Annotated in this window: 25 protein-coding genes and 5 tRNA genes; 21 read left to right on the top strand and 9 right to left on the bottom strand. The window is 71.0% G+C overall.

The genetic code is table 11. From position 1 onward, the window contains the following. The first annotated feature begins 275 nt into the window (after positions 1–275). The 10 genes from ACZ7MG_RS38005 (at position 276) to ACZ7MG_RS37960 (ending at position 5,064) form a co-directional block, all read left to right on the top strand. On the top strand, positions 276–455 hold the full coding sequence (locus ACZ7MG_RS38005) for a hypothetical protein (protein WP_152171886.1): 180 nt from the start codon (positions 276–278) through the stop codon (positions 453–455). A 222-nt stretch (positions 456–677) separates the two neighbouring features. Further along, positions 678–1,133, top strand: coding sequence for a hypothetical protein (locus ACZ7MG_RS38000; protein WP_471388462.1), 456 nt, complete (start codon positions 678–680; stop codon positions 1,131–1,133). 202 nt (positions 1,134–1,335) lie between these two features. After that, entirely contained in the window at positions 1,336–2,112 is a 777-nt protein-coding gene (locus tag ACZ7MG_RS37995) for a fumarylacetoacetate hydrolase family protein (RefSeq protein WP_471388465.1), read from the top strand. Continuing rightward, a complete protein-coding gene (gene gltX / locus ACZ7MG_RS37990) occupies positions 2,105–3,580 on the top strand; it encodes a glutamate--tRNA ligase (protein WP_471388468.1) in 1,476 nt (491 codons plus the stop codon). The genes ACZ7MG_RS37995 and gltX overlap by 8 nt, the downstream gene beginning before the upstream one ends. 132 nt (positions 3,581–3,712) lie before the next feature. After that, the gene (locus ACZ7MG_RS37985; RefSeq protein WP_471388471.1) at positions 3,713–4,444 is read left to right on the top strand and encodes an HAD family hydrolase; all 732 of its coding nucleotides are present in this window, start codon (positions 3,713–3,715) and stop codon (positions 4,442–4,444) included. Between the two features lie 90 nt (positions 4,445–4,534). Next, positions 4,535–4,606, top strand: a tRNA-Gln gene (locus ACZ7MG_RS37980). A 40-nt stretch (positions 4,607–4,646) separates the two neighbouring features. After that, a tRNA-Glu gene (locus ACZ7MG_RS37975) sits at positions 4,647–4,719 on the top strand. 62 nt (positions 4,720–4,781) lie between these two features. Continuing rightward, positions 4,782–4,854 (top strand) — tRNA-Glu (locus tag ACZ7MG_RS37970). 21 nt (positions 4,855–4,875) lie between these two features. Then, positions 4,876–4,947 (top strand) — tRNA-Gln (locus ACZ7MG_RS37965). A 44-nt stretch (positions 4,948–4,991) separates the two neighbouring features. Further along, positions 4,992–5,064, top strand: a tRNA-Glu gene (locus tag ACZ7MG_RS37960). 67 nt (positions 5,065–5,131) lie between these two features. Here ACZ7MG_RS37960 and ACZ7MG_RS37955 read toward each other — a convergent pair. Continuing rightward, positions 5,132–5,776, bottom strand: coding sequence for a MerR family transcriptional regulator (locus tag ACZ7MG_RS37955; RefSeq protein WP_471388474.1), 645 nt, complete (start codon positions 5,774–5,776; stop codon positions 5,132–5,134). An 81-nt stretch (positions 5,777–5,857) separates the two neighbouring features. On the opposite strand from ACZ7MG_RS37955, the gene ACZ7MG_RS37950 reads away from it, so the two are divergent. After that, positions 5,858–6,367 (top strand): DUF4188 domain-containing protein, encoded by a 510-nt coding sequence (locus ACZ7MG_RS37950; protein WP_471388477.1) that lies wholly within the window; start codon positions 5,858–5,860, stop codon positions 6,365–6,367. Between the two features lie 179 nt (positions 6,368–6,546). Here ACZ7MG_RS37950 and ndgR read toward each other — a convergent pair whose 3' ends face one another. Further along, entirely contained in the window at positions 6,547–7,263 is a 717-nt protein-coding gene (gene ndgR, locus ACZ7MG_RS37945) for an IclR family transcriptional regulator NdgR (protein WP_003993203.1), read from the bottom strand. Between the two features lie 213 nt (positions 7,264–7,476). Between ndgR and leuC the strand changes: the two genes are divergently transcribed. The 4 genes from leuC to ACZ7MG_RS37925 all read left to right on the top strand — a co-directional run bounded on the left by leuC (position 7,477) and on the right by ACZ7MG_RS37925 (position 10,817). Next, complete coding sequence (gene leuC, locus ACZ7MG_RS37940; protein WP_471388480.1) at positions 7,477–8,907, top strand: 3-isopropylmalate dehydratase large subunit; 1,431 nt, start codon at positions 7,477–7,479, stop codon at positions 8,905–8,907. A 6-nt stretch (positions 8,908–8,913) separates the two neighbouring features. After that, positions 8,914–9,507 carry a 3-isopropylmalate dehydratase small subunit gene (gene leuD, locus ACZ7MG_RS37935; protein ID WP_471388483.1) on the top strand — a complete coding sequence of 198 codons (594 nt, stop codon included), beginning with the start codon at positions 8,914–8,916 and terminating at the stop codon, positions 9,505–9,507. A 287-nt stretch (positions 9,508–9,794) separates the two neighbouring features. After that, entirely contained in the window at positions 9,795–10,025 is a 231-nt protein-coding gene (locus ACZ7MG_RS37930; protein ID WP_471388486.1) for an SCO5555 family protein, read from the top strand. Positions 10,026–10,163: 138 nt separating this feature from the next. Continuing rightward, positions 10,164–10,817 (top strand): HU family DNA-binding protein, encoded by a 654-nt coding sequence (locus tag ACZ7MG_RS37925; protein WP_471388488.1) that lies wholly within the window; start codon positions 10,164–10,166, stop codon positions 10,815–10,817. A 201-nt stretch (positions 10,818–11,018) separates the two neighbouring features. Here ACZ7MG_RS37925 and ACZ7MG_RS37920 read toward each other — a convergent pair whose 3' ends face one another. Further along, complete coding sequence (locus tag ACZ7MG_RS37920) at positions 11,019–11,222, bottom strand: hypothetical protein (protein ID WP_471388490.1); 204 nt, start codon at positions 11,220–11,222, stop codon at positions 11,019–11,021. Positions 11,223–11,231: 9 nt separating this feature from the next. After that, entirely contained in the window at positions 11,232–11,882 is a 651-nt protein-coding gene (gene cofC / locus ACZ7MG_RS37915) for a 2-phospho-L-lactate guanylyltransferase (protein ID WP_471388492.1), read from the bottom strand. Between the two features lie 164 nt (positions 11,883–12,046). Between cofC and ACZ7MG_RS37910 the strand changes: the two genes are divergently transcribed. The 3 genes from ACZ7MG_RS37910 to ACZ7MG_RS37900 are packed head-to-tail and all read left to right on the top strand — an operon-like array spanning position 12,047 to position 15,092. After that, positions 12,047–12,868 (top strand): lysophospholipid acyltransferase family protein, encoded by an 822-nt coding sequence (locus ACZ7MG_RS37910; RefSeq protein WP_471388495.1) that lies wholly within the window; start codon positions 12,047–12,049, stop codon positions 12,866–12,868. Next, on the top strand, positions 12,865–13,875 hold the full coding sequence (locus tag ACZ7MG_RS37905; protein WP_471388497.1) for an NAD(P)H-dependent glycerol-3-phosphate dehydrogenase: 1,011 nt from the start codon (positions 12,865–12,867) through the stop codon (positions 13,873–13,875). Before ACZ7MG_RS37910 ends, ACZ7MG_RS37905 begins: the two co-directional genes overlap by 4 nt. A 59-nt stretch (positions 13,876–13,934) precedes the next feature. Next, positions 13,935–15,092 (top strand): D-alanine--D-alanine ligase family protein, encoded by a 1,158-nt coding sequence (locus ACZ7MG_RS37900; protein WP_471388500.1) that lies wholly within the window; start codon positions 13,935–13,937, stop codon positions 15,090–15,092. Between the two features lie 91 nt (positions 15,093–15,183). Here ACZ7MG_RS37900 and ACZ7MG_RS37895 read toward each other — a convergent pair whose 3' ends face one another. After that, positions 15,184–15,705 carry a DUF3515 family protein gene (locus ACZ7MG_RS37895; protein WP_471388503.1) on the bottom strand — a complete coding sequence of 174 codons (522 nt, stop codon included), beginning with the start codon at positions 15,703–15,705 and terminating at the stop codon, positions 15,184–15,186. 20 nt (positions 15,706–15,725) lie between these two features. Beyond that, positions 15,726–15,959, bottom strand: a complete 234-nt coding sequence (locus ACZ7MG_RS37890; RefSeq protein ID WP_086761925.1) for an Lrp/AsnC family transcriptional regulator — start codon at positions 15,957–15,959, stop codon at positions 15,726–15,728. Between the two features lie 227 nt (positions 15,960–16,186). Here ACZ7MG_RS37890 and ACZ7MG_RS37885 point away from each other — a divergent pair, with 227 nt between their 5' ends. Both ACZ7MG_RS37885 and thiD read left to right on the top strand, forming a co-directional pair. Then, complete coding sequence (locus tag ACZ7MG_RS37885; protein ID WP_471388508.1) at positions 16,187–17,152, top strand: thiamine-phosphate kinase; 966 nt, start codon at positions 16,187–16,189, stop codon at positions 17,150–17,152. After that, complete coding sequence (gene thiD / locus ACZ7MG_RS37880) at positions 17,149–17,958, top strand: bifunctional hydroxymethylpyrimidine kinase/phosphomethylpyrimidine kinase (protein ID WP_471388511.1); 810 nt, start codon at positions 17,149–17,151, stop codon at positions 17,956–17,958. Before ACZ7MG_RS37885 ends, thiD begins: the two co-directional genes overlap by 4 nt. Before the next feature lie 290 nt (positions 17,959–18,248). On the opposite strand, the gene rpmB is transcribed toward thiD, so the two are convergent. Then, entirely contained in the window at positions 18,249–18,434 is a 186-nt protein-coding gene (gene rpmB, locus ACZ7MG_RS37875; RefSeq protein WP_003993230.1) for a 50S ribosomal protein L28, read from the bottom strand. Between the two features lie 324 nt (positions 18,435–18,758). On the opposite strand from rpmB, the gene ACZ7MG_RS37870 reads away from it, so the two are divergent. After that, a complete protein-coding gene (locus ACZ7MG_RS37870; RefSeq protein ID WP_471388514.1) occupies positions 18,759–20,465 on the top strand; it encodes a DAK2 domain-containing protein in 1,707 nt (568 codons plus the stop codon). Positions 20,466–20,648: 183 nt separating this feature from the next. Here ACZ7MG_RS37870 and ACZ7MG_RS37865 read toward each other — a convergent pair whose 3' ends face one another. Together ACZ7MG_RS37865 and ACZ7MG_RS37860 are read right to left on the bottom strand one after the other, a co-directional pair. Continuing rightward, positions 20,649–23,603, bottom strand: a complete 2,955-nt coding sequence (locus ACZ7MG_RS37865) for a tetratricopeptide repeat protein (RefSeq protein WP_471389127.1) — start codon at positions 23,601–23,603, stop codon at positions 20,649–20,651. 26 nt (positions 23,604–23,629) lie between these two features. Then, a complete protein-coding gene (locus tag ACZ7MG_RS37860) occupies positions 23,630–25,483 on the bottom strand; it encodes an HSP90 family protein (RefSeq protein ID WP_471388517.1) in 1,854 nt (617 codons plus the stop codon). Between the last annotated feature and the right edge of the window lie 45 nt (positions 25,484–25,528).

The raw sequence follows: 25,528 nt of genomic DNA, 5'->3' as shown, positions 1-25,528 counted from the left end.
AGCTGGGTGTCCCAGTCGCCATGATCAGGAGCGGAATGGGGGCTTCAGGTGGCCAATGTCCGTTTTGTGGGGCCGCATTGATAGCCGGGAATGCCCGTTTTGCCCATGACTGAGTGAGGAAACTCACACGCCGATCATGTCTTCTTCACGACTTGACCCGGGAATCGGATGTTTAGCCTGACGCTTTACAGGGATGGCGAATCCGACAACCCGCGCCAGTGGGACGGCCTTTGCGGCCCTCCCGGCGCCCGTACACGACGAGGTCCAGGACAACAGTGAAGACGACGACGATGTTCCGCACGATAGCCAACCCCCGGCGCACGACGCTGGCCCACCTCGCCGACGCCGAGGACCTGCGCACGCCGGAACTGGAGCACTCCGTCGACCTCCCCTCCGTGACCGCCAACCCCCGTCGGACGGTCCTGATGACGGTTCCGGTCCAGACGGCGGAGTAGTTGCACGCTCAAGTACGCGCGGAATCGGCCGACTGCTCAAGCCGGTTCCTGTGAAGAATCAGCGGATTCCGGTGAGGACTCCGCGAGGGGGCGCTCGGTGCATGCCGGGCGCCCCTTCGCGTATGCATATCCCTTGGTCGCGCGGTACGGCATGTGAAAGCCTGCGCAGATGCATTCTGCGCAATAAGGTAATCCGTGCCATTCGTGCGCAAAACTCCCAGCATGCTCCAGATTGGATACTTAGGGATGAAAGTAGCGTCTCGATTTCGCCTGTCGGCCGTGGTCGCAGCGGCGGCGTGCCTGGTCATCGGCACCGCCACGTCCGCCAGTGCGGGCACGAACTCGCCCCTTTCGTATGCGAGCAACGGCGATGGAAACGCGTATTTCGTAGCCAACGGCGACAATTTCCTCATCCATGACTCAAAGTGCGACGGCGACACCGTCTGGGCCCAGCTGACTTGGTACAAGTCGGGTGAGGGGTGGCATTTCAGAACAATACGCAACACCTCTGGATGCAACATCACGGACACCATGCACCCGTGGAACATCCCCGAAGGGGCGACTGTGTGGGTGCTGGCTTGCGGCAGTGTGGAGAGCGACTACTCCAACAGCGGCAACGGCTACCTCAGCGCCGGTCACGACTGCGACTTCGGGGGCAGCCAGGAGGGCAAGGCCTGAGTGATCGGCGTGCCTGTCCCACACGAGGGCGCTGTGCCGCGTCCGGTGGGACAGGCCGCACCATACGGGGGCGCTCCGAGTGGCCCCCTCACACGTCTGTCGCCGAGGGTGTGCGGCCTTAATACGCGAGGCGGGCACCCCGCCCCGCGTTAGCCTGGACCGTCAGACTCCAGCCAGCTCAGTTAAGGGGCGCAAGCAACCCGTGCGCATCGCCAGGTTCTCCATCGACGGGAACGTAGCCTTCGGCGCGGTCGAGGGCGACAAGCCGGACGAGCTCGTCCTCGACATCATCAAGGGCATCCCGTTCGCGGACTTCGAGCTCTCCGGTACGAAGGTCCCGGTCAACAAGGTCAGGCTGCTGCCGCCGGTGCTCCCCAACAAGGTCGTCGCCTTCGGCCGCAACTACGCCGAACACGCCCGTGAACTGGGCAACGAGGTCCCCGACGCCCCCTTCGCCTTCTTCAAGCCGGCCACCTCGGTGATCGGCCCCGGCGACGAGATCCAGTACCCGGCCTTCTCGCAGGAGGTGCACCACGAGGCCGAGCTGGCCGTCGTCATCGGCCGGCTGTGCCGCGAGGTCCCGCGCGAACGCGTCAAGGACGTGATCTTCGGCTACACCTGCGCCAACGACGTCACCGCCCGTGACGTCCAGAAGCGCGAGAAGCAGTGGGCCCGGGCCAAGGGCTTCGACACCGCCTGCCCGCTGGGCCCCTGGGTGGAGACCGACCTCGACCCGGGCGACCTGACCATCCAGCTCACCGTCAACGGCGGACAGCGCCAGCTCGGCCGCACGAGCGAGATGATCCACTCCATCGAGGATCTGATCGTCAACATCACCGAGGCCATGACGCTGCTCCCCGGCGACGTGATCCTCACGGGCACCCCGGCAGGGGTCGGCCCCCTCAACGTCGGCGACGAGGTCGCCGTCACCATCGAAGGCATCGGCACTCTCACCAACAAGGTGATCAAGCGTGGCTAACGGCTCCGTCCGCGTACGTTTCTGTCCGTCCCCGACCGGCAACCCCCATGTGGGCCTGGTCCGTACGGCCCTGTTCAACTGGGCGTTCGCCCGCCACACCGGCGGCACGTTCGTCTTCCGCATCGAGGACACCGACGCGGCCCGCGACTCCGAGGAGTCCTACGGGCAGCTCCTGGACTCCCTGCGCTGGCTGGGCTTCACCTGGGACGAGGGCCCCGAGATCGGCGGCCCGCACGCGCCGTACCGCCAGTCGCAGCGCATGGAGACCTACAAGGAGGTGGCCGAGAAGCTCAAGGAAGCCGGCCACGCCTACTACTGCTACTGCTCCGCCTCCGAGCTGGAGGAGCGCCGCGACGCCGCCCGCGCCGCCGGCAAGCCCTCCGGCTACGACGGCAAGTGCCGCGAGGTCACGCCGGAACAGAAGGCCCGGTACGAGGCCGAGGGCCGCGAGCCGATCGTCCGCTTCCGGATGCCCGACGAGACGATCACCTTCACGGACCTGGTCCGCGGCGAGCTGACCTTCACCCCGGAGAACGTCCCGGACTACGGCATCGTCCGCGCCAACGGCGCCCCGCTCTACACACTCGTCAACCCCGTCGACGACGCCCTCATGGAGATCACCCACGTCCTGCGTGGCGAGGACCTGCTCTCCTCCACGCCCCGCCAGATCGCCCTCTACAAGGCGCTGATCGACCTGGGCATCGCCAAGGAGATCCCCTCCTTCGGGCACCTGCCGTACGTGATGGGCGAGGGCAACAAGAAGCTCTCCAAGCGCGACCCGGAGTCGAGCCTCAACCTCTACCGGGAGCGCGGCTTCCTCCCCGAGGGCCTGCTCAACTACCTCTCCCTGCTGGGCTGGTCGCTCTCCGCCGACCAGGACATCTTCACGATCGAGGAGATGGTCGCCGCCTTCGACATCGCCGACGTGAACCCCAACCCGGCCCGCTTCGACCTGAAGAAGGCCGAGGCGATCAACGCCGACCACATCCGGCTGCTGGATGTGAAGGACTTCACCGAGCGCTGCGCCCCGTGGCTGAAGGCCCCGTTCGCCCCCTGGGCGCCCGAGGACTTCGACGCGGCCAAGTGGGAGGCCGTAGCCCCGCACGCGCAGACCCGCCTCAAGGTCCTCTCGGAGATCACGGACAACGTCGACTTCCTGTTCCTGGCGGAGCCCGTCGAGGACGAGGCGTCGTGGACGAAGGCGATGAAGGAGGGCAGCGACGCCCTTCTGCGCACGGCCCGCGAGAAGCTGGAGGCGGCCGACTGGACCTCCGCCGAGTCCCTCAAGGAGGCCGTCCTGGCCGCCGGCGAGGCCCACGGCCTCAAGCTCGGCAAGGCCCAGGCCCCCGTCCGCGTAGCCGTCACCGGCCGCACGGTCGGCCTCCCTCTCTTCGAGTCCCTGGAGATCCTGGGCAAGGAGAAGACGCTGGCGAGGATCGACGCGGCGCTGGCGAGGCTGGCGGCGTAACGCCCGCGGGCGCGTCTTACGGAGGGGCGGCACCCGGGGGCCCGGGTGCCGCCCCTCCGCCGTCCTGGCGTGCTTCGCGCTCCCTGCTCCGTCCTCCGGACAGGACGGGCGATCGCGGGCTACCGTCGGACCATGAACATCAAGGCCGTGCTCTGGGACGTCGACGACACCCTTTTCGACTACACCGCGGCCGATCGGACCGGTATGCGGGGCCATCTGACCGCCGAGGGACTGCTGCCCGGGCACGACTCCGTCGAGGCGGCCCTCACGCGCTGGCGCGAACTGGGCAGCGTGCACTGGCGGCGGTTCACGGCGGGCGAGGGCGACTGGGAGGCCATCCGCCGCGACCGGGTACGGGACTTCCACGGCAGCCCCCTCACCGACGCCGAGGCCGACGCCTGGTTCGATCGCTACGTCGCCCACTACGAGCGGGCCTGGTCGCTCTTCCCCGACGTGCTGCCCGTCCTGGACGCGCTCGCCGCCAGCCACCGGCACGCGGTGCTCTCCAACTCCAGCCTCCCCGTCCAGGAACGCAAGCTGCGCGCCCTCGGCGTCTGGGACCGCTTCGAGACGGTCCTGTGCGCCGAGCAACTGGGCGTCCACAAGCCGGCCGCCGAGGCCTTCCACGTCGCCTGCGAGGCGCTGGAACTGCCGCCGCACGAGGTCGCCTACGTCGGCGACCACCCGGAGATCGACGGCCGGGGCGCCGCCGACGCGGGCCTGCTGTCCGTGTGGATCGATCGCGGCGGCCTCTACGCGACCGTCGACCCGCCCGTGGGGCCGCACCGGATCGCCACCCTCGCCGAACTCCCCGCGATCCTCGGCTCGGATACCCGTTTTGGAGCGCCGTCCACCTTCGGGTAATGTTCTTCCTGCGCCGCCGGAGAGCGGGCCGAAAGGCCGGAACCGACGGAGCAAGCTAGAACAAGAACCCCACAGGGGCTTGCGTTCCAGTGGCCTATGGTGTAATTGGCAGCACGACTGATTCTGGTTCAGTTAGTCTTGGTTCGAGTCCAGGTAGGCCAGCTCGCAGAGCTCATCTGCAGGCGGAGATCAACTCCGCGAAGCCCCCGTTGTGTAGCGGCCTAGCACGCCGCCCTCTCAAGGCGGTAGCGCCGGTTCGAATCCGGTCGGGGGTACAGATCCTTCCCGCGAAGGTGGACAGGGTAGCTCCCACCACCATCGATGCAGGATCGCTAGGGCCCCCGTTGTGTAGCGGCCTAGCACGCCGCCCTCTCAAGGCGGTAGCGCCGGTTCGAATCCGGTCGGGGGTACGGAACTGGTCTAAACCACATTGGTCTATGGTGTAATTGGCAGCACGACTGATTCTGGTTCAGTTAGTCTTGGTTCGAGTCCAGGTAGACCAGCTCGGACCTGCGGCGGTTTGGTTTCAAACGCCTGCAGGCTCCACGCCCCCGTTGTGTAGCGGCCTAGCACGCCGCCCTCTCAAGGCGGTAGCGCCGGTTCGAATCCGGTCGGGGGTACGTAGAGAGAAGGCCCTTCACTTCGGTGGAGGGCCTTCGCCGTTCCCAGGCTCTCGTCGGCGTCGGCCTACTCGTACCCGTAGCGCCGCGCCGACTCCTCCTCCTGGGCCAGCCGGTGCAGGGCACGCAGCACCGGTTCGAAGAGCACCGCCGACGAGACCGCCGTCTCCACCTTCTCCGTGTCGGACGCGTAGCTCTCCAGGCGGTCCAGGTCCCGCGCGGCCGCCTGGTGCATCAACTCGGCGTACGGGCGCATGAGTTCGGCGTCGCACGGATAGCCGAGCCGCAGCAGCGTCGCCACCAGCGCGACCAATGAGCGGTGCACGGGGGAGAGGGCGCCGGTCTCCCGCGCCGAGTCCCAGCCCAGCATCCGCAGCAGCCGGTCCACCTCGGCCGTCGCGGCGACCGTGACGGGATCCTCCTCGTCCGGGTCCGGGGCCTGGGGCAGCGCCCACAGGGCCGCGCCCAGCCGGATCGTACGGCCCAGGGACTCGTCGTCGACGTGCTTCAGCACCTCCCGGGCGTTCGCCACCGGCACCTTGCCCACCTGGATCAACGCCCGCACCAGCCGCAGCCGCCGCAGATGCTCCTCGTCGTACTCCGCCGTCGTCGCGTTGATCTGCCGGCCGGGCGCCAACAGCCCTTCGCGCAGGTAGTACTTGATCGTCGCGGTGGACACCCCGCTGCGTTCACTCAGCTCCGCCAGCCGCATATCTCTTGCGCCTCTCCTTGGTAAGTGTCACTATCCAAGCATGGCGGCTCGGATAGTGCCGCTCACCAACCAGGGGGAGACATGTTCGGAAAGCGGGTCGTCGCAGGCCGTACCACCGCCGCCGCCGAGGGCGATGTGGTGGTGCTGCTGATCGGCGTGCGGATCAATCACTTCTGGGCCGTGCACCACTGGGGGCCCGTGCTCTCGGCCATGCCGCGGATGCTGCGCGAACTGCGCAAGGACCCGGGCCGGGGGCTGCTCAACGCCGTGCTGCTGACGGCCTCGCCGCGGACGTACTACGTCGTCCAGTACTGGGAGTCCAAGGAGAAGCTCTACGGGTACGCGCACGCGCCCGACGCGTTCCACCGCGTGGCGTGGGCCGCGATGAACCGCAGGGAGCGGAAGGGGAAGGGGCGGCAGCATGTGGGGCTCTGGCACGAGACGTATGTGGTGCCGGAGGGGTCCTATGAGTCGATCTACGCTGATATGCCGGCGTTCGGGCTCGCGGCGGCCACGGGGGTGCTGCCGCTGGAAAAGCGGGGGAGGTCGGCGAAGGAGCGGTTCGCCCACCGGCGGGGGGTGAGCGCCTAGTCGCCTTGGGGGAGCTGTGGTCGGGCGGGTGCGGGTGCGTCGTGGTTGTTCGCGCAGTTCCCCGCGCCCCCAAAAGATCAGGGGCGCCCCCTCGTGAAGATCAGGGGCGCCCCTCCACGCGAAAAGGCCTGCCGCGGCGTTGAGGCAGGCCTTCTCGCATGGGTGGACGGGGGTGCTGGTCAGCCGGTGCGGCGTAGGGCCTCCGAGAGGCGGCCCGCGGCGTCGATGACCGCCTGGGCGTGCATACGGCCGGGGTGGCGGGTGAGGCGCTCGATGGGGCCGGAGACCGAGACGGCGGCCACGACCCGGTTCGACGGGCCGCGCACCGGGGCGGAGACCGAGGCGACGCCCGGCTCGCGCTCGCCGATGGACTGGGCCCAGCCCCGGCGCCGTACACCCGAGAGCGCGGTGGCCGTGAAGCGGGCGCCCTGAAGACCGCGGTGCAGCCGCTCCGGCTCCTCCCAGGCCATCAGGATCTGGGCCGAGGAACCGGCTTTCATCGTGAGGGTCGAGCCGACCGGGACCGTGTCCCGAAGGCCCGACAGCCGCTCCGCGGCGGCGACGCAGATCCGCATGTCGCCCTGCCGACGATAGAGCTGCGCGCTCTCGCCCGTGATGTCGCGGAGGTGGGTGAGCACCGGGCCCGCCGTCGCGAGGAGGCGGTCCTCGCCGGCGGCCGCGGCCAGCTCGGCCAGCCGTGGGCCGAGGATGAATCGGCCCTGCATGTCGCGTGCCACCATGCGGTGGTGTTCCAGAGCCACGGCCAGGCGGTGGGCCGTGGGTCGTGCGAGTCCGGTGGCGCCGACCAGACCCGCGAGGGTGGCCGGACCGGACTCCAGAGCGCTCAGGACCAGGGCCGCCTTGTCCAGAACGCCGACGCCGCTACTGTTGTCCATGCAACGATACTCGCGTCTCACTCTGTGAAACGCAAGTTCAATTTCGCGTGGACCTTGCCACTCTGGAAGCAGAACGAAGCACGACGAAGCAGAACAACGGCTCGCGGACCAACGAGCCCGGCGGCCGGCGCTCATACGAGGGGTACGTGCGCTCGCCACCTCCGATATCTCTAGTTGGGCCGGCGCTCGGACAAGCCGGCCGGAGGGAAAGCGATGGGTAGGACACTCGCGGAGAAGGTCTGGGACGACCATGTCGTCCGGCGCGCCGAGGGCGAGCCCGACCTCCTCTTCATCGATCTGCACCTGCTGCACGAGGTGACCAGCCCCCAGGCCTTCGACGGTCTCCGCAAGAGCGGGCGCACGGTGCGCCGGCTCGACCTGACCATCGCGACCGAGGACCACAACACCCCCACCCTCGACATCGACAAGCCCATCGCGGACCCGGTCTCCCGCGTCCAGCTGGAGACGCTGCGCGCGAACGCCGCCGAGTTCGGTGTGCGTCTGCACCCGCTGGGCGACGTCGAGCAGGGTGTCGTGCACGTCGTCGGCCCGCAGCTGGGTCTGACCCAGCCGGGCATGACCGTCGTCTGCGGCGACTCCCACACCTCCACGCACGGCGCCTTCGGCGGTCTGGCCTTCGGTATCGGCACCTCCCAGGTGGAGCATGTGCTGGCCACCCAGACCCTGCCGCTGGTCCGCCCCAAGACCATGGCCATCACCGTCGAGGGCGAGCTGGCCGACGGCGTCACCGCCAAGGACCTGATCCTGGCGATCATCGCCAAGATCGGCACCGGCGGCGGCCAGGGCTATGTCCTGGAGTACCGGGGCGCGGCCATCGAGAAACTCTCGATGGAGGCCCGGATGACCATCTGCAACATGTCGATCGAGGCCGGCGCCCGCGCGGGCATGATCGCCCCCGACCAGACCACCTTCGACTACCTCAAGGGCCGTCCGCACGCCCCCGAGGGCGAGGACTGGGACGCGGCCGTCGCGTACTGGAAGACGCTGAAGACGGACGAGGACGCCGAGTTCGACGCCGAGGTGATCATCGACGGCGCCGCCCTGTCGCCGTTCGTCACCTGGGGCACCAACCCCGGCCAGGGCGCCCCGCTTTCGGCGTCCGTCCCCGACCCGGCTTCGTACGAGGACGCCTCGGAGCGCCTCGCCGCCGAAAAGGCCCTGGAGTACATGGGGTTGGAGGCCGGCCAGCCGCTGAAGTCCATCAACGTGGACACCGTCTTCGTAGGTTCGTGCACCAACGGCCGCATCGAGGACCTGCGCGCCGCCGCCGAGCTGATCAAGGGCCGCAAAGTCGCCGACGGCGTACGGATGCTGGTCGTCCCCGGCTCCGCGCGCGTCGGTCTGCAGGCCGTCTCCGAGGGCCTGGACATCGTCTTCAAGGAGGCCGGCGCCGAATGGCGGCACGCGGGCTGCTCGATGTGTCTGGGCATGAACCCCGACCAGCTGGCCCCCGGTGAGCGCTCCGCGTCCACCTCCAACCGCAACTTCGAGGGCAGGCAGGGCAAGGGCGGCCGCACCCACCTGGTCTCGCCGCAGGTCGCCGCCGCCACGGCCGTCCTGGGCCACCTGGCGTCCCCCGCCGACCTGACCGACGCCACCGCCCCCGCGCCCGCTGGAGTCTGAACAGCCATGGAAGCATTCACCACACACACCGGCCGGGCCGTCCCGCTGCGCCGCAGCAACGTCGACACCGACCAGATCATCCCCGCCCACTGGCTCAAGAAGGTGACCAGGGACGGCTTCGAGGACGGACTGTTCGAGGCCTGGCGCAAGGACGAGACCTTCGTCCTCAACCAGCCCGAGCGCCACGGCGCCACGGTCCTGGTCGCCGGCCCCGACTTCGGCACCGGCTCCTCACGTGAGCACGCCGTGTGGGCGCTGCAGAACTACGGCTTCAAGGCCGTCATCTCCTCCCGCTTCGCCGACATCTTCCGCGGCAACTCGCTCAAGAACGGCCTGCTCACGGTCGTCCTGGAGCAGAAGATCGTGGACGCGCTGCAGGAGCTCGCCGAGAGGGACCCGCAGGCCGAGATCACCGTCGACCTTCAGGCCCGCGAGGTGCGCGCCGAGGGCATCACCGCCTCCTTCGAGCTGGACGAGAACTCCCGCTGGCGGCTGCTGAACGGGCTGGACGACATCTCCATCACCCTCCAGAACGAGGCCGACATCGCCGCGTACGAGGCCAAGCGGCCCTCGTACAAGCCGAGGACGCTGAAGGTCTGATCCGGCGGCGCGGGCCACCCCCTCGGGGGCCCGCGCAAGTCGGATTCCAGCCACCGCGACACCCCCAGGTACCCCCAATCGTGCACGGTTGGGGGTACCGCCATGTCCGGGTTCCGCGGCCTTCGAAGTCATGTGCAGAAAGGTTTCAACTCCCCTAGTTACAAAGGTGATTGCCGGGGTACGCGCACCATGGTGCGGCATCCGCCGGGGGCACCCGAAAGGCCCCCGGGAGACGGCAGTTGCCCCCTGCGCAGGCGACAACTCGCCCCAGATGGCACAATCTGTGCATGGAACACGACGGCCAACTCGAGCTCTATACGGCGGTCGCGGGCCAACTCAAGGAAGCGCACACAAGAGTGCGCGCACTGCAAGTCCCGGAGGGCGTACGCATGGCGCTGACCCGGAAGCTGCTGGTCATTACGGCCGTGGCCAAGCACGATCTCGCCGACGCGGCAAGGCGGCTGGAGAGCTTCACGGCGGACCTCGACGAGGGGCGAATGCCCACAGGGGAACGCTGACGGAACTCCATGACCGCCGAGTTCGTTGCGGCACAAGGGTGATAAGCCCGTTTCGTGTTTGATTTGCGGTATATATCTGCCTAACGTGCGAAAAAGCTTGAACACTTTCGTTCTGGCGATGTCTCCGAAGGGGAAGACGTGAACAAGGCGCAGCTCGTAGAAGCGATTGCGGACAAGGTCGGCGGGCGTCAGCAGGCCGCCGACGCGGTCGACGCCGTTCTGGACGCCATCGTCCGCGCGGTCGTCGCCGGGGACCGGGTGTCGGTCACCGGCTTCGGTTCCTTCGAGAAGGTCGACCGGCCGGCCCGTTACGCCCGCAACCCGCAGACGGGTGAGCGGGTTCGGGTCAAGAAGACCTCGGTGCCGCGGTTCCGCGCGGGCCAGGGCTTCAAGGACCTGGTGAGCGGTTCGAAGAAGCTTCCCCGTGGTGGCGAGGTCGCGGTCAAGAAGGCGCCCAAGGGCAGCCTGAGCGGTGGCGCTTCGGCGACCGTCAAGAAGGCGGCGGCGAAGAAGACCACCGCCAAGAAGACGACCGCCCGCAAGACCACCGCCGCGGCCAAGAAGACGACGGCCGCCGCGAAGAAGACCACGGCGAAGAAGACGACCGCGAAGAAGGCCACGACCAAGTCGGCGGCGGCGAAGAAGACGACCGCCAAGAAGACCACGGCGACGGCGAAGAAGACCGCCGCGAAGAAGGCGCCGGCCAAGAAGGCCACCGCCAAGAAGGCGCCGGCCAAGAAGTCGACGGCTCGCAAGACGACCGCGAAGAAGACGGCCGCGCGTCAGGCATAGGGCGTCGGGTACTCACTCACACGCGCCGGGCCGGGCTCCTGTTATTCGGAGCCCGGCCCGCGGCGTGTTCTTGGGGGATCGGGGATTGCGGAGTGCCTACCCGTCGTTCGAGAACTGTGAGAGGGCGGGTGCGGGTCGGGTGTGGCTGGTCGCGCAGTTCCCCGCGCCCCTTTCGGGGCGCGGCCCTGGGTAAGAGTTCGTTCAGAAGGTCTGCAGGGTGATCAGCGTGATGTGCAGGGCTTCGCCCTCGCCCTCCGTCTCGATGCGGACGCGCTGGCCCGGGCGGAGCAGGCGCAGGGCGCCCGCGTCGAAGGCCCGGGTGTCGAAGGGGAGCGGGGTGCCGTCGTCCAGGAGGACCTGGCCGGTGCGGGTGGCGGGGTCGTAGGTGTACGCGGTGGCCTGCATGGCCGCAGCCTACTGGCCGGGGATCAGCAGGCGCGCGGCCGCGGCGGCCGTACGGGGGCCGACCCCGAGACCCAGGGCGGCGCGGAGGTCGTCGCCGGTGTCGACGTCCTGGCGTACGGAGTCGACGGCGGCGGGGGAGAGTTCCACGGCGCCGGAGCGGCGGTGGCGCAGCCGGGAGTCGGGGCCGAAGACGGGGGAGAGGTCATGGCCGGGTGTCGCGGCGAGCATGGTGGTGCCGGTGCCGGCGGCGTCCGGGAGGAAAGAGCGGGGGAATTCGGCGGCCGCGTTCAGAACACGGGTCAATTCCTCGGGGCGCAGGGCCGGCAGATCGGCGTTAAGGGCCGCTACGGGGCTTTGCGGGCGTACATCGCGTACGACCGCCGTTCCGTGCCGCAGAGCGGCGTTCAGGCCGTCCGGGGAGCCGTTCCGGGGATCCTCGGGGACGGTGCGGGCGCCGAGGGCCGCCAGTTCACGGGCGGCGAGCGGGTCGTCCGTGACCACGACCACACCGTGGACCGCCGTGGCGGCCAGGGCCGCGGCCACCGTGTCCTGGGCGAAGGCGAGCGCCAGCCCGGGGCGCACCGCGTCGGCCGCGGTGTCCGAGAGCCTGCTCTTGGCCCGCGCCAAGGGCTTCACGGGTACGACCAGGGTCCACTGCACTCGGGTTCCGCCCCTCTCTTGTCGCCGCCATTGTCACCTGGGCGCAATGGTCCGTCGCAGGGCGGGGCGTACGGTGTTCTCGACAGACCGGCAGCCCGGGGCGACACTTGTGCGGCTCCGGGCCCCGGAACAGGCCCTGGGAAGTCCTAGAGGAAGGTGTCCGCGTGCCCCGCCGGAGAATCGGCTTCTGGTACCGCCTCGCCGCGGTGATCGCCAAACCACCCCTGGTGGTGCTGATCAAGCGGGACTGGCGTGGAATGGAGAACATTCCGGCCGAGGGTGGATTTATCACCGCCGTGAACCACAATTCGCATGTCGATCCCTTTGCGTACGCCCATTATCAGTACAACAGCGGCCGGGTTCCGCGTTTTCTCGCGAAGAGCGGTCTCTTCGGCAAGGGATTCATCGGTGCCGTCATGCGTGGCACCGGACAGATCCCCGTCTATCGCGAGAGCACCGACGCGCTGAGCGCCTTCCGGGCCGCGATCGACGCCGTGGAGCGCGGCGAGTGCGTCGCCTTCTACCCCGAGGGCACCCTCACCCGAGACCCGGACGGCTGGCCGATGACCGGCAAGACCGGTGCCGCGCGGGTCGCCCTGCAGACCAAGTGCCCGGTGATCCCGGTCGCCCAGTGGGGCGCCAACGAACTACTGCCGCCGTACGCCAAGAAGCCCAGCATCCTGCCGCGCAAGACCCACCGTGTGCTCGCGGGCCCGCCCGTGGACCTCTCGGCCTTCTACGGCCGGGAGATGAGCCCCGACCTGCTGAAGGACGCGACGGAGGTCATCATGGCCGCCGTCACCCGCCAGCTGGAGGAGATCCGCGGCGAGAAGGCGCCCGAGACGCCGTACGACCCGAAGCGGGAGCGGATCGAGCAGCGGCGCAGGACCGCCCGTGCGGTCGAGCACCAGCGGTCCGAGCCGCACAATGGGGCGTTGCGGGGGCAGGAACGTCAGGAACGTCAGGAAGAGGGGCAGGGCAAGTGAGCAAGCCGGTCAAGGCGGCCGTGTTCGGCACCGGTTCATGGGGCACGGCCTTCGGGATGGTGCTCGCCGACGCGGGATGCGACACCGTTCTGTGGGGGCGGCGTCCCGAACTCGCGGACGCGGTCAACTCCACCCGGACCAACCCGGACTACCTGCCCGGCGTGGAACTCCCGGAGAATCTGCGGGCCACCGCGGACCCCGCCGAGGCCGCCGCCGACGCCGACTTCACCGTCCTCGCCGTCCCCTCGCAGACCTTGCGGGCGAACCTCGCCGAGTGGACCGGGCTGCTGGCCCCCGGCACCGTCCTCGTCTCCCTCATGAAAGGCGTCGAACTCGGTTCCGCCATGCGGATGAGCGAGGTGATCGAGGACGTCGCCAAGGTCGGGCAGGACCGTATCGCCGTCGTCACCGGGCCCAACCTGGCGCGGGAGATCGCCTCCCGGATGCCGGCCGCCTCGGTGGTCGCCTGTACCGACGAGGCCGTCGCCCAGCGGCTCCAGACCGCCTGCCACACCCCGTACTTCCGCCCGTACACCAACACCGATGTCGTCGGCTGTGAGCTGGGCGGCGCGGTGAAGAACGTCATCGGGCTCGCCGTCGGCATCGCGGACGGCATGGGTCTCGGCGACAACGCCAAGGGGTCGCTGATCACGCGCGGTCTCGCCGAGACGACCAGGCTCGGCCTCGCGATGGGCGCCGACCCGCTCACGTTCTCCGGACTCGCGGGCCTGGGCGACCTGGTGGCTACCTGCTCCTCGCCGCTCTCGCGGAACCACACCTTCGGCACCAACCTCGGCAAGGGCATGACGCTGCAGGAGACCATCGCGGTCACCAAGCAGACCGCTGAGGGAGTCAAGTCCTGTGAGTCCGTGCTGGACTTGGGGCGCCGGCACGGCGTCGACATGCCCATCACGGAGACGGTCGTCGACATCGTCCACGACGGCAAGCCGCCGGTGGTCGCGCTCAAGGAGATGATGTCGCGCAGCGCCAAGCCCGAGCGACGCTGAGCGAAAGCGACCGTATGGGCACTGACTGGCCCACTACCAACGGGTACTCTCAACGCGATATGAGCACCGAGAACCTTCCCCAGAGCCCTGAGCAGCCGTCCCGCAAGCCGCGCGTGGCCGTCGTCTTCGGCGGCCGCAGCTCGGAACACGGGATCTCCGTGGTCACTGCAGGCGCCGTCCTGCGGGCGATCGACCGGACCAAGTACGACGTCCTGCCGATCGGCATCACCCGGGAAGGCCGCTGGTTCCTCACCGCCGACGAACCGGACCGCATGGCGATCACCGACCGCCGTACGCCGAGCGTCGAGGAGCTCGCCGAGTCGCGGGAGGGCGGTGTGGTGCTCCCCGTCGACCCCGCCAACCGCGAAGTCGTCTACAGCGAGCCCGGATCGGTGCCCAAGGCGCTCGGTGAGGTCGACGTCGTCTTCCCCGTCCTGCACGGCCCGTACGGCGAGGACGGCACCCTCCAGGGCATGCTGGAGCTGTCCGGGGTCCCGTACGTCGGCTCGGGCGTCCTCGCCTCGGCCGTGGGCCAGGACAAGGAGTACATGAAGCGGGTGTTCACCTCCTTCGGGCTCAAGGTCGGCCCGTACGTGGTGATCCGGCCGCGGGAGTGGCAGCTCGACGAGTCCGCCGCCCGGAAGAAGATCATCGATCTCGCCGGTGCGCACGGCTGGCCCCTCTTCGTGAAGCCGGCCCGCGCGGGCTCCTCCATCGGCATCACCAAGGTCGACGACCTCGCCGGGCTCGACGAGGCGATCGCCGAGGCCCAGCGCCACGACCCGAAGATCCTGGTCGAGGCGGCGCTGCGGGGCCGGGAGATCGAGTGCGGTGTCCTGGAGTTCGAGGACGGCCCGCGCGCCTCCGTCCCCGCCGAGATCCCGCCGCCCGAGGCGCACGCGTACTACGACTTCGAGGCCAAGTACATCGACTCGACGCCCGGCATCGTCCCGGCCCCGCTCACCCCGGAGGAGACCGCCGAGGTCCAGCGGCTCGCGGTCGACGCGTTCGAGGCGGCCTCCTGCGAGGGCCTGGTCCGCGCGGACTTCTTCCTCACCGAGGACGGCGAGTTCGTGATCAACGAGATCAACACGCTCCCCGGCTTCACCCCGATCTCGATGTACCCGGCGATGTGGAAGGCGAGCGGCGTCGAGTACGGCGAGCTGGTGGACCGCCTGATCCAGGCGGCGCTGCACAGGTCGACGGGCCTGCGCTGAGCCGTGCCCCTGATGGGCCGAAGGCCCAAAAGGGGCGCGGGGAACTGCGCGACCTGCCACAAACCGGCCCGCAGCCTCCCGAGGCACCCCCTTAGGAGGCCACGCCTTCGGGAACCGCCTTCTTGATGGCAGGCGCCAGCCCGACGAGGATCGGCGAAGTATCCTCCGCGGCCCGCTCGGCCGTCACGGACACCTCCACGTACACGGAACGATTGGCTGTAGTGAAGCGGTAAGCGCCCCCGTCCCGCTTCTCCATCAGCCAGTCCACCCCATCGACGGCGCCGGCCACCGCGTCCGCGTCCCGCCCCTCCGCGACCCCGGGGTCGATCATCTTGGGAGGCTGGGGCACACCGCAGCGCAGTATGATCACCGCGTCGCCCCAGCCCGCCGTCAGCGCGGAGGCGGGCTGAGGGTCCCGGCGGCCTAGACCGTCCACTTTTCGCGGCAACACCTCGTCCAGGTTCCGGCACAGTTTCACGGCGGCGGCACCGGCGCCGGGAACCGCCGCCGAGCCGCCGTCGTCTGCTGAGGAGCAGCCCGCGACGGCGATCAACGACACGGCCAGGACGGGCAGCCCGAGACGAGCGGGGCGCCGGTGACGGAACGAGTTCACCGGCCAAGGGTAGACGGGGGCTACAGATGCACGACCGGGCAGGTCAGGGTGCGGGTGATCCCGTCCACCTGCTGGACCTTCGCGACCACCAGCCGGCCGAGGTCGTCGACGGTGTCGGCCTGGGCGCGCACGATGACGTCGTACGGACCCGTCACGTCCTCGGCCTGGACGACCCCAGGGAGCTTGCTGATCGTCTCGGCGACGGTCGACGCCTTGCCGACCTCCGTCTGGATCAGGATGTACGCCTGTACCACGGAACCTCCAGGGCGGCCACGAGGATCATGTGGATCATGTCGGGAAAAGGAACGCCACGGTATCGCGTCGCCGAGCGCCAGGGGGAGACCCCTGGAGGCCGCGCCGCACGCACCGGGGTGCGGGGACGACGGAAGTTGACGGTCCACTCGACCGTACCGAGGACGAGAACGGCCCGCGACCGGGCGCCTGTGACACTGGAAGCGGCACAAGAAGGGGCGATACGACGATGAAGGGCACCGTGGGAGAGCTGGGGGAGTTCGGGCTCATCAGGGAGCTGACCTCCCGGCTCACCACCACCCCGGCGGTCCGGGTCGGCCCCGGCGACGACGCGGCCGTGGTGGCGGCGCCGGACCGCCGGGTCGTGGCGAGCACCGACCTGCTCCTGGAGGGACGGCACTTCCGGCGCGACTGGTCCACGGCGTACGACGTCGGACGCAAGGCCGCCGCGCAGAACCTCGCGGACATCGCCGCCATGGGCGCCGTGCCCACCGCGCTGCTCCTCGGTCTCGTGGCGCCCGTGGAACTCCCGGTGACCTGGGCCACCGAGCTGATGGACGGTCTGCGCGACGAGTGCCAGGTGGCCGGCGCGGCCGTGGTCGGCGGGGACGTGGTCCGCGGTGACACCATCATGATCTCGATCACCGCGCTCGGTGATCTGCGCAACCACGAGCCCGTGACCAGGGGCGGAGCCCAGCCCGGCGACGTGGTGGCCGTCACCGGCTGGCTCGGCTGGTCCGCCGCCGGGCACGCGGTGCTCTCCCGGGGCTTCCGCTCGCCCCGCGCCTTCGTGGAGGCCCACCGGCGTCCCGAGCCGCCGTACCACGCGGGTCCGGCCGCCGCCTCGCTCGGCGCGACCGCGATGTGCGACGTGAGCGACGGGCTGATCGCGGATCTGGGGCACATCGCCGAGGCCAGCAAGTGCCGGATCGACATCCGTTCCGGCGCCATCGACATCCCGACCCAGATGCACGACATCGGGCAGGCCGTCGGCGTCGATCCGCTCCAGTGGGTGCTCACCGGCGGCGAGGACCACGCGATCGTGGCGACCTTCCCGAACGACGTGAAGCTGCCCGCGCGCTGGAAGGTGATCGGGGAGGTCCTCAACCCCTCCGCGCTGCCCCAGGTGACCGTGGACGGGGCGCCCTGGACCAGCAAGGGCGGCTGGGACCACTTCGGGGACATCGAGTCATGAGCCCGGCTCCCGTGCGGGTCCTGACGGTGGCCGGCTCCGACTCCGGGGGCGGCGCCGGGATCCAGGCCGACCTGAAGACGATGCTGGCGCTCGGGGTGCACGGCATGAGCGTCGTCACGGCCGTCACCGCGCAGAACTCCCTCGGCGTGCAGGGCGCTTGGGAGCTTCCGGTGGAGGCCGTACGGGCCCAGTACCGCAGTGTCGTCGACGACATCGGAGTACGGGCGGTGAAGACCGGCATGCTCGCCTCCGCCGAACTCGTCGAGGCCGTCGCCGAGTTGCTGGCCGCGACCGACGCGCCGGTCGTCGTCGACCCGGTCGGCGTCTCCAAGCACGGCGACCCCCTGCTCGCCGCCTCCGCGCTGGACTCCGTACGGCAGCGGCTGCTGCCCGTGGCGACCGTCGCGACGCCGAACCTCGACGAGGTGGCCCAACTCACCGGCGTACGGGTCGAGTCGGAGGCCGGGATGCGCGAGGCGGCCGAGGCCGTGCTCGCGTACGGGCCCCGCTGGGCGCTGATCAAGGGCGGCCATCTCGCGGGCGACGCCGTCGACCTGCTCACCGACGGCTCGGCGGAGCACTGGCTGCGCGCCCCCCGGCACGACAACCGGCACACCCACGGCACGGGGTGCACCCTCGCCTCGGCGATCGCGTCCCAGCTGGCGAAGGGGCAGACCGTGCCGGAGGCCGTGGCGGCGGCCAAGGAGTACGTCACCGGGGCGATCGCCGCCGGGTTCGCGCTCGGCGGGGGCATCGGCCCCGTCGACCACGGCTGGGCCCTCACCCGGGGGACTCCGGCAGCCTGATGTCGGTCGCCGACTTCTCGGTGAGCCGCGTGAGTTGTCGAGCACGAGCAGAAGCTCACGCACTTCCGGGGCGGCCGGCAACCGTTCCACGAGGGCGGCGTACGGGATCTGCGCGCCGTCGGTCAGGGGTTGGCGGCACCGTACGGTCCGCTTCGAGGAGCAGCGGGGTCAGCAGGGCGCGGGGGCTCGGAGGGGACGGGCGGGTGAATGGGCACGGCAAAAAGCCGGTCCACCCTGCGGTGGACCGGCTCTGTGCGGCGAACCGGCAGTGGCCGCGCGCTGGCTGAGCGTCAGCGCGAGACCTTGCCGGCCTTGATGCACGAGGTGCAGGCGTTCACGCGCTTCGGCGTCCCGCCGACCACGGTACGGACGCGCTGGATGTTCGGGTTCCAGCGACGGGACGTACGGCGGTGCGAGTGCGAGATGTTGTTGCCGAAGCCCGGCCCCTTGCCGCAGACGTCGCAGTTGGCAGCCACGGGTCACTCCAAAGACTTCAGATGCACTTACGGTTGATCCCGGCATGCCGGGATCACGACCCCAGTGACTGGGGTCTGAGTGGCGTTGCCAGGGGGAGAGTCCGATCTGGATCGTCGAGAATCGTCGGTCTGGATCGGACAACCGGAGCAGCATACAACGACTGCGTCCGTACAACGAAACTACCATGGCTGGTCCGGGCCCCGACCCGGCCCTCTTACCGGCGGTCACCACCACGGGTCTACGCTGCGTGCGACGTGCGGCGTCCCCTGGCCCCACGTCCCGCAGCCAGGCAGGGAAGCAGGCAGCAGTTCAAGGAGGCGCAGGTGCCGCAGGTGCCGCAGACAGTCTTCGACGCTCTCGCGGTGCGCACCTGGTGCGGCCTCGCGCTGGCATCGCTGGGCCGCGCGCGCGAGGAGATCGACGCCATCAACGTGTACCCGGTGGCCGACGGCGACACCGGCACCAACCTGTACCTGACGATGGAGTCGGCCGCGGCGGCCGTCGAGGCGGTGTTCGCGGGCCACGAGGCCGGAGGACCGCCGGCGGGTGCGGGCCGGCCCACGCTCGCCGAGGCCGCGCGGGCCATGGCGCACGGCGCGCTGATCGGCGCCCGGGGGAACTCCGGGACGATCCTCGCCCAGCTCCTGAGGGGCATGGCCCAGGTCCTCGCCGACGACGGTGACGCGATCCACACCGACGGCCGCGGCCTGCGGCACGCCCTGCGGCACGCCGCCGACTCCGCGCGGGACGCCGTCGCCCACCCCGTCGAGGGCACCGTCCTCACGGTCGCCTCGGCGGCGGCCGACGCGGCCACCGGCGCCGAGGGTGACTGCGGGACGGTCGCCCGCGCGGCCTACGAGGGCGCCGGCACGGCCCTCGCGGCGACCCCCGCCCAACTGGCCGCCCTGGCCCGCGCCGGCGTCGTGGACGCGGGTGGACGGGGGCTGGTGGCGGTGCTGGCGGCGCTGGTGGAGACGTTCACCGGGGAGGCGCCGAGGGCGCTGGCCGTTCCGGTCGTCCCCGCGCGCGTGGACGCGGCCGGGACGGTGGTGGACGGGACCGTGGCGGAGGTGTGCGACGGCGACGACCGGCCCGAGACGGGCGGACCCGCCTTCGAGGTGATCTACCTCCTGGAGGCGTCGGACGCGGCCGTGGCCCGTCTGCGGCGACGGCTGGACGAGCTGGGCGACTCGCTCGTGGTGGTCGGCGGGGACGGGCTGTGGAACGTCCATGTGCACGTCGACGACGCCGGGGCCGCCGTGGAGGCGGGCGTCGAGGCCGGGCGGCCGTACCGGATCCGGATCACGCACTTCGGGGCCGAGGACGCCCATATGACCGGTGAGGCCGGGCGGCAGCCGCGCGAGCGCGCCCAGCGGGCCGTCGTGGCCGTCGTCCCGGGGGAAGGGCTGGCCGGGCTGTACGCCGAGGCCGGTGCGACCACGGTCCTGGCCCGGCCCGGGGAGCCGCCCGCCAGCGGGGAGCTGGTGGAGGCCGTACGGCGGGCGCACGCGCGCGAGGTGGTGCTGTTGCCCAACGACGCGGATCTCCGCCATACGGCTGCCGCCGCGGCGGAGCAGGCCCGGGCCGAGGGCGTCCGGGTCGCCCTCATCCCCACCCGCTCGGCCGTCCAGGGCATCGCCGCGCTCGCCGTCCACGAGCCCGACCGGCGCTTCGACGAGGACGTCGTCTCGATGACCTCCGCCGCCGGTGCCACGCGGTACGCCGAGGTCGTCGTCGCCGAGCGGCAGTCCTGGACGATGGCCGGGATCTGCCAGGCCGGTGACGTCCTCGGCCTCATCGACGGCGACGTCGCCGTCATCGGCTCCGACGTCACGGTGACCGCGGCGGCGGTGGTCGACCGCATGCTCGCCGCGGGTGGCGAGATGGTCACCCTCGTCCTGGGCGACGAGGCCCCCGTCGATGTCGTGGATCACGTGGAGACTCGGGTGCGTGAAGGGCACTTGGCGGTGGACACGGTGGTGTACCGGGGCGGTCGGCAGGGGGCGTTGCTGCTGATCGGCGTGGAGTAGGTGTCGGGTGCGGGTCCGGTGGGGGCTGGTCGCGCAGTTCCCCGCGCCCCTTAAGGACCTACGGCCCTTTCGGGCCGAAAAAGCACGGGGCGCAGCCCCTGCTTTTCAGGGGCGCGGGGAACTGCGCGAGAAGCCCCACCGGACCCGCACCCGACCACGCACCCCCCTCGGACGAACCCCCGCTCAGCCCTCTCCCCGTACCCCCGCCGCCTCCGACAACCGCTCCGCCTCCGCACGCCGGGCCACCGCCGTCTCGTCGTCGAGGGCGGTGGACGCGGCGAGGACACCCCGGGCCCGCGCCCCGGCGGCAGCCGGCCGGCGGAGGTCGAGCTCCAGCCACCCCGCGGCCAGCTCGGCGGCGGTGCGCGCGTCCAGGAAGTCCGCCCCGAGGGACGCGTACACCGACACCGCCCGCTCGACGAACCCGAGTGCCTCCTCGAAGACCGGCGCGAAGGAGACGAGTTCCGCGTCCTCGGCGACGGAGCGGGCGAGCAGGTCGCCGAACTGCCGGCAGGTCTCGGCGAGTTCCGCGAGGATCCGCCGCCGGTTCTCCTCACCCGTCACGTCGGACAGCGCCGCCTCGCAGCCCACCACCGCGTCACCCATCAGCTCCCGGGCGTCGTCCAGGGACGCCGACCCGGCACCCTCCCGCGCCGCGTACCAGGCCCGCGCCCGCAGCGCCCGCACATACCCGTGGACGTTCCCCAGCTCACCCCAGAGGTCGACGGCGCGCGCGTACGCGCGGTCCGCCTCGGACGGCAGCCCCGCGCGCGCGAGCGCCTCAGCGGCGAGATGCGCGAGCATCGCGTGATCCTGCTGCTCGGGCCAGTGCCGGGCGATGTCGGCGGCCCGCAGCCACCGTTCCGCGGCCTCCCGGTGCTCACCCAGCTCGGTGTGGCAGTCGCCGAGCCACCACAGGGTCTGGGCGACGGCCCCGTCCCCGTGCGTCTCGGCGGTCAGATCCGGAAGCGCCGACTCCAGTACCTCGGCCGCCTCCGCCCACCGCCCCAGCCGCAGCAGGAACCCGCCGAGCAGATGCCGGGCCCAGGCGCCCAGCGTCGGCCCCTCACCCGCCTCGTCGGCCCAGTGCGCCGCCTCCAGGGCGTGTCCGGCCGCCTCCGCCACCCGATCCCCGGCACCGAGCAGTTCGGCCAGCTGGAGACGCAGCTGAGCCTGACCCACCGGCTCCAGCTCCGCCCCGCCGTGCTCCAGCGCCGCCAGGGCCGCCCGCTCGGCGGTCTCCAGGTCCCCCAGGTGCTGCGCGACCCCGGCGAGCCGGGCCTCGTACTGCACCGCGAACCACGGCAGCCCGGCCGCCACATAGCGTTCCGCGGCCTCCGCGAACAGCTCGGCGGCGGCCTCCGCGTCCCCGCCGCGCGCGGCCAGCTCCCCGAACATCGCCCGCGCCTCCGCGGCCCGCGAGGCCAGCCGGACGTCCTCCGCGCGACGCGGCTCCACGAACTCCGCCAGTTCCCGCACGGCGGCCTCGGCGGGCGCCACCGCGTCGGCGGCCTCGTCGCCGTCCCCGGCCTCCGCCTCGTGCATCCGCTGCACGAGTATCCGGGCCCGTCCCACCAGCACGGACGCCGTCTGCCGCACCCCCGTCCCGCCGTCCGCCCAGAGGGCGAGGACCCGCTCGTAGGGCTCGGAGACCAGCTCCAGGGCGGCGTCCGGGTGGCCCGCCAGGGCGTGGACGTTCGCCCCGCGCGCGCGTGCCGCCAGCGCCTCGCCGGGGTCGCCGGCCTCCTCGTACAGCTCGGCCGCGCGGGCGAAGAGGGCGTGGCCCTCGGGCCCGAGGGCGATCGCCTCATGGTCGACGATCTCCGCGCGGTCCCGGGCGTCCAGCTCCGCGCCTTCGGCCTCGGCGGCCCGCGCCACCGCGGCCCAGGCCTCGACGGACCCCGGATGCAGCGACTCGGACAGCCGCCGCGCCTCGGCGAGGAGACCGGGCAGGCCGTCCGGGGACGGGCCTTCCGAGGCCGCCACGCGCTCGACGGCGGCGGGCCGGCGGGGCGCCGGCACCGGAGCGACCGCCCCCGTCGAGCGCACCCCCAGCGGCAGCCGCTCCAGCAGCGGCGCCCGGTCCATCCGCTCCCGGACCTGCGTGCCGACGTACGCCGTGCCGTTGCGCTCGTCGAAGAGCGCGGCCAGGGACAGGGCCTCCTCGCGCGCGTGGGAGGCCAGTTCGCGGGCGGTCCAGGTGCGGTCGGGCGGACCGGGGACCGTCTGACCGCCGAACCCGCGTGCCGTGAGGCGGTCCATGAGCAGGGCCACCACACTCAGGAAGTCCAGCTTGCTGCGCGGGTCCCCGGAGGCCGTGAAGTACGCCGGACGCTCGGCCAGCAGCTCCAGGCCGCGCCCCTCGTTGCCGGTCAGGGCACAGAACTCCACATGGTCCGCGTACGCGCCCCGCATGCTCTCCATGGACCGCACCAGCCGGAAACCCCGCAGATGGTGGGCCCGCGCCTCGTCCTCGCGCCCCAGACGCAGCAGCGGCACCAAGGAGGACGCCAGGACGGTGTGCGGCTCGTGGGCGCACGCGTACTCGCCCTCCAGGACCGGCGCCCACAGCTCCAGCGCCGCCTCGTCCTCACGCCGCCGGGCCCGCCACCAGCCCTGCCCGTGCAGCTCGCACGCGTGACAGTCGGCCATCGTGTCCCGGTCGGCGGCCAGCCACGCCCCGTACGCCCGCTCGGCCCTCGCCAGGTCGCCGATGTGCGCGGCCACGCTCAACTCGGCGCTCCGCACGGCCCGTTCCGAGTGCCCGGCGAGCCGGTAACGGCGCTCCATCTCGCCGAGCCACTTCTCGATGGAGGCGAGCGGGACGTGCGGCTGGTTGAGCATGCCGGCCGACATCCACTTGAACACCCAGTGCAGGGAGTGGACCTCGTACTCGTCGAAGTCCTCCGGGCGTTCGTCCCACATGCGCAGCAGCCGCGCGAAGGGGACGAACATCTTGTCCTTCTCGGAGCTGTAGTTGTAGACCTTCAGCTGGTGCCCGAGCGCCTCGATCACAGCGAGCGGCACGTTCAGCTTCTCGGCCTCCACGAGCAGCCGCTCCGCGCACGCGTTGCGCGCGGGGCCCTCCGGCTGCTCGTAGTTCTCCGCCATGGCCCGGCGCAGCTCGTCGAAGTCCATGGCGTCCATGGCACCCATGGCGTCCGTCACGTGCGGCCGTTCCCCTCGGTGTGCGTGGCCCACTCCAGCAGGCCGATGAAGGCGCGGTTCAGCAGCGCCGAGTCCGCGGGCCTGAGCGGCCGTTGGGCCATCAGCAGGGCCTGCCCGTACAGCGACTCCGTGGCCGTGCCGATCAGTTCGCGGTCGGACAGGGAACTGATCCGCCGGATCAGGGGGTTGAGATGGTTGAGCACCAGCCGCGCGCGCGGGGCGCTGCCCCGCAGCGAGCCCAGGATGCCCGCCCACAGGTCGTCGGCCTGCTCCTCGGCCTCCGCGCGGGCCTGCTCGTGCCGCGAGGACCGGTCGTCCAGGTGCAGCGCGGGCACCGACAGCGGATGGAAGGCCCGCAGCACCACGTCGCAGCCCAGCGGGTCGAGCTTGGCGCGCGCGGCCGACAGGAAGCCCGCGAGCGCCAGCTCCTCGTCCGGGTCCAGCACGTCCAGATGCGCGGTCACCGTGTCCGCGTCCAGCTCGGCGACCACCGTCCCCGGGCGGACCGACGGCAGCGCCTCGACCAGCTCGCTGTCGTACGTGTAGCCGCCGTTGACCACCCCGACGCCCTGCGCGGACGCGATCGGGGCGACCTGCCGGTACTCCTCCACCGTGCGCGTGAAGTGCACCACCGGGTGCCGCTGCGCGAACTCCTCCAGGGACAGCCGCCCGTCGGTCGTCTCGAAGGGCAGCCACGGCAGCATCGTGCGCAGCATCTCCCGGTCGTGCCGCGCCAGGGACTTCACCCCCAGGTAGTGCACCGACAGGAAGGCCGCCAGCCGCTCCGGATCACCGGCGGCGAGCCCGGTGAGCCAGCCCCGGATCCGCTCGCCCAGCGCCTCCCGTACGGCCGCCAGGGTCTCGTCCTCGTACAGCGACTCCCGGGACGCCGTGGGCCGCAGACTGTCCGTGTCGAGGACGCAGCGCACGAAGAACGCCCAGTCCGGCAGCAGCTGTTCGGCCCGCTCGGTGAGCAGCATGCCCTTCAGATGCACCCGGTGACTCGCCCGCTGGGCCGGGCTGGCGGCGGCCGGCAGGACGTACGCCACACCCCGGATCCCGGCCAGCGGCACGTCCAGCTCTATGGAGTCCAGCGGGGTGAACCCGAACAGGTCGTGACAGTGCCGGGCCAGCGCCACCCGCCGGCCGGTGGGGGAGGGGTACGCCCGGTCCCAGGGCGCCGGGAGATCGGTGATCCGCTCGTCGCCCACCCGGACGTCGTACGGCAGCAGCGACCCGAAGTCCCGCGCCAGCGTCAGCACGCGCGCGGGGGAGAGCCATTCGGCCGCCCCGGGCCGCGCCACCAGGTGCACGGTCGTGCCCGGCTCTGGACGCGCCGCGTCGGGCAGCGTCCGCACGGTGTACGAGCCGTCGTCGGTGGCCGTCCACTCCACGGGCGGCGCGTGCGGCGTACGAGCGCTGCGGCTGACCACCCGGATGCGCTCGGCGACCACGAAGCACGCCAGCAGCCCGATGCCGAACTGCCCGAGGAAGTCCGACCGGACCTCCTGGAGGGAGCCGTCGTCCCGCTTGGAACTGCGGCCGATCGTGGCGAGCAGGTTGTGCACATCGGCCTCGGTGAGCCCGATGCCCGAGTCCTCCACCCGCAGCGCACCGCCCTCGGCGAACAGCCGCACCCGCGCGGGCGCGTCCGGCTGCTCGGCTCTGCGCGCGGTGATCGCGTCCACGGCGTTCTGCAGCAGCTCGCGCAGATAGACCTTCGGACTGGAATAGAGATGGTGCGAGAGAAGATCCACCAGGCCACGCAGATCGACCTGGAAGGTGTGAGGCGACTGAGGTGCCTGAGGAGTCTGGGGTGCCTGGGATGACTGTGAGGTCATTGAATCCATCGTCGCAGCGCCGGGGGGAAGGGGATTCTGGCGACGGCGGCGGGG

It is taken from the genome of Streptomyces sp. NPDC107538, from assembly GCF_055657445.1.
Note: the sequence above shows the minus strand (reverse complement) of the source record. Positions and strands in the feature narration are given on the sequence as shown.

Coding starts and splice junctions, on each gene's coding strand:
- ACZ7MG_RS37955 (WP_471388474.1), bottom strand. CDS start 5,776: ATGCGGCTGGCGGAGCTGAGTGAACGCAGCGGGGTGTCCACCGCGACG.
- ACZ7MG_RS37930 (WP_471388486.1), top strand. CDS start 9,795: ATGGAACACGACGGCCAACTCGAGCTCTATACGGCGGTCGCGGGCCAA.
- leuC (WP_471388480.1), top strand. CDS start 7,477: ATGGGTAGGACACTCGCGGAGAAGGTCTGGGACGACCATGTCGTCCGG.
- ACZ7MG_RS37865 (WP_471389127.1), bottom strand. CDS start 23,603: ATGGACTTCGACGAGCTGCGCCGGGCCATGGCGGAGAACTACGAGCAG.
- ACZ7MG_RS37920 (WP_471388490.1), bottom strand. CDS start 11,222: ATGCAGGCCACCGCGTACACCTACGACCCCGCCACCCGCACCGGCCAG.
- ndgR (WP_003993203.1), bottom strand. CDS start 7,263: ATGGACAACAGTAGCGGCGTCGGCGTTCTGGACAAGGCGGCCCTGGTC.
- ACZ7MG_RS37900 (WP_471388500.1), top strand. CDS start 13,935: ATGAGCACCGAGAACCTTCCCCAGAGCCCTGAGCAGCCGTCCCGCAAG.
- ACZ7MG_RS38000 (WP_471388462.1), top strand. CDS start 678: ATGCTCCAGATTGGATACTTAGGGATGAAAGTAGCGTCTCGATTTCGC.
- thiD (WP_471388511.1), top strand. CDS start 17,149: ATGAGCCCGGCTCCCGTGCGGGTCCTGACGGTGGCCGGCTCCGACTCC.
- leuD (WP_471388483.1), top strand. CDS start 8,914: ATGGAAGCATTCACCACACACACCGGCCGGGCCGTCCCGCTGCGCCGC.
- ACZ7MG_RS37950 (WP_471388477.1), top strand. CDS start 5,858: ATGTTCGGAAAGCGGGTCGTCGCAGGCCGTACCACCGCCGCCGCCGAG.
- ACZ7MG_RS37860 (WP_471388517.1), bottom strand. CDS start 25,483: ATGGATTCAATGACCTCACAGTCATCCCAGGCACCCCAGACTCCTCAG.
- ACZ7MG_RS37985 (WP_471388471.1), top strand. CDS start 3,713: ATGAACATCAAGGCCGTGCTCTGGGACGTCGACGACACCCTTTTCGAC.
- ACZ7MG_RS37885 (WP_471388508.1), top strand. CDS start 16,187: ATGAAGGGCACCGTGGGAGAGCTGGGGGAGTTCGGGCTCATCAGGGAG.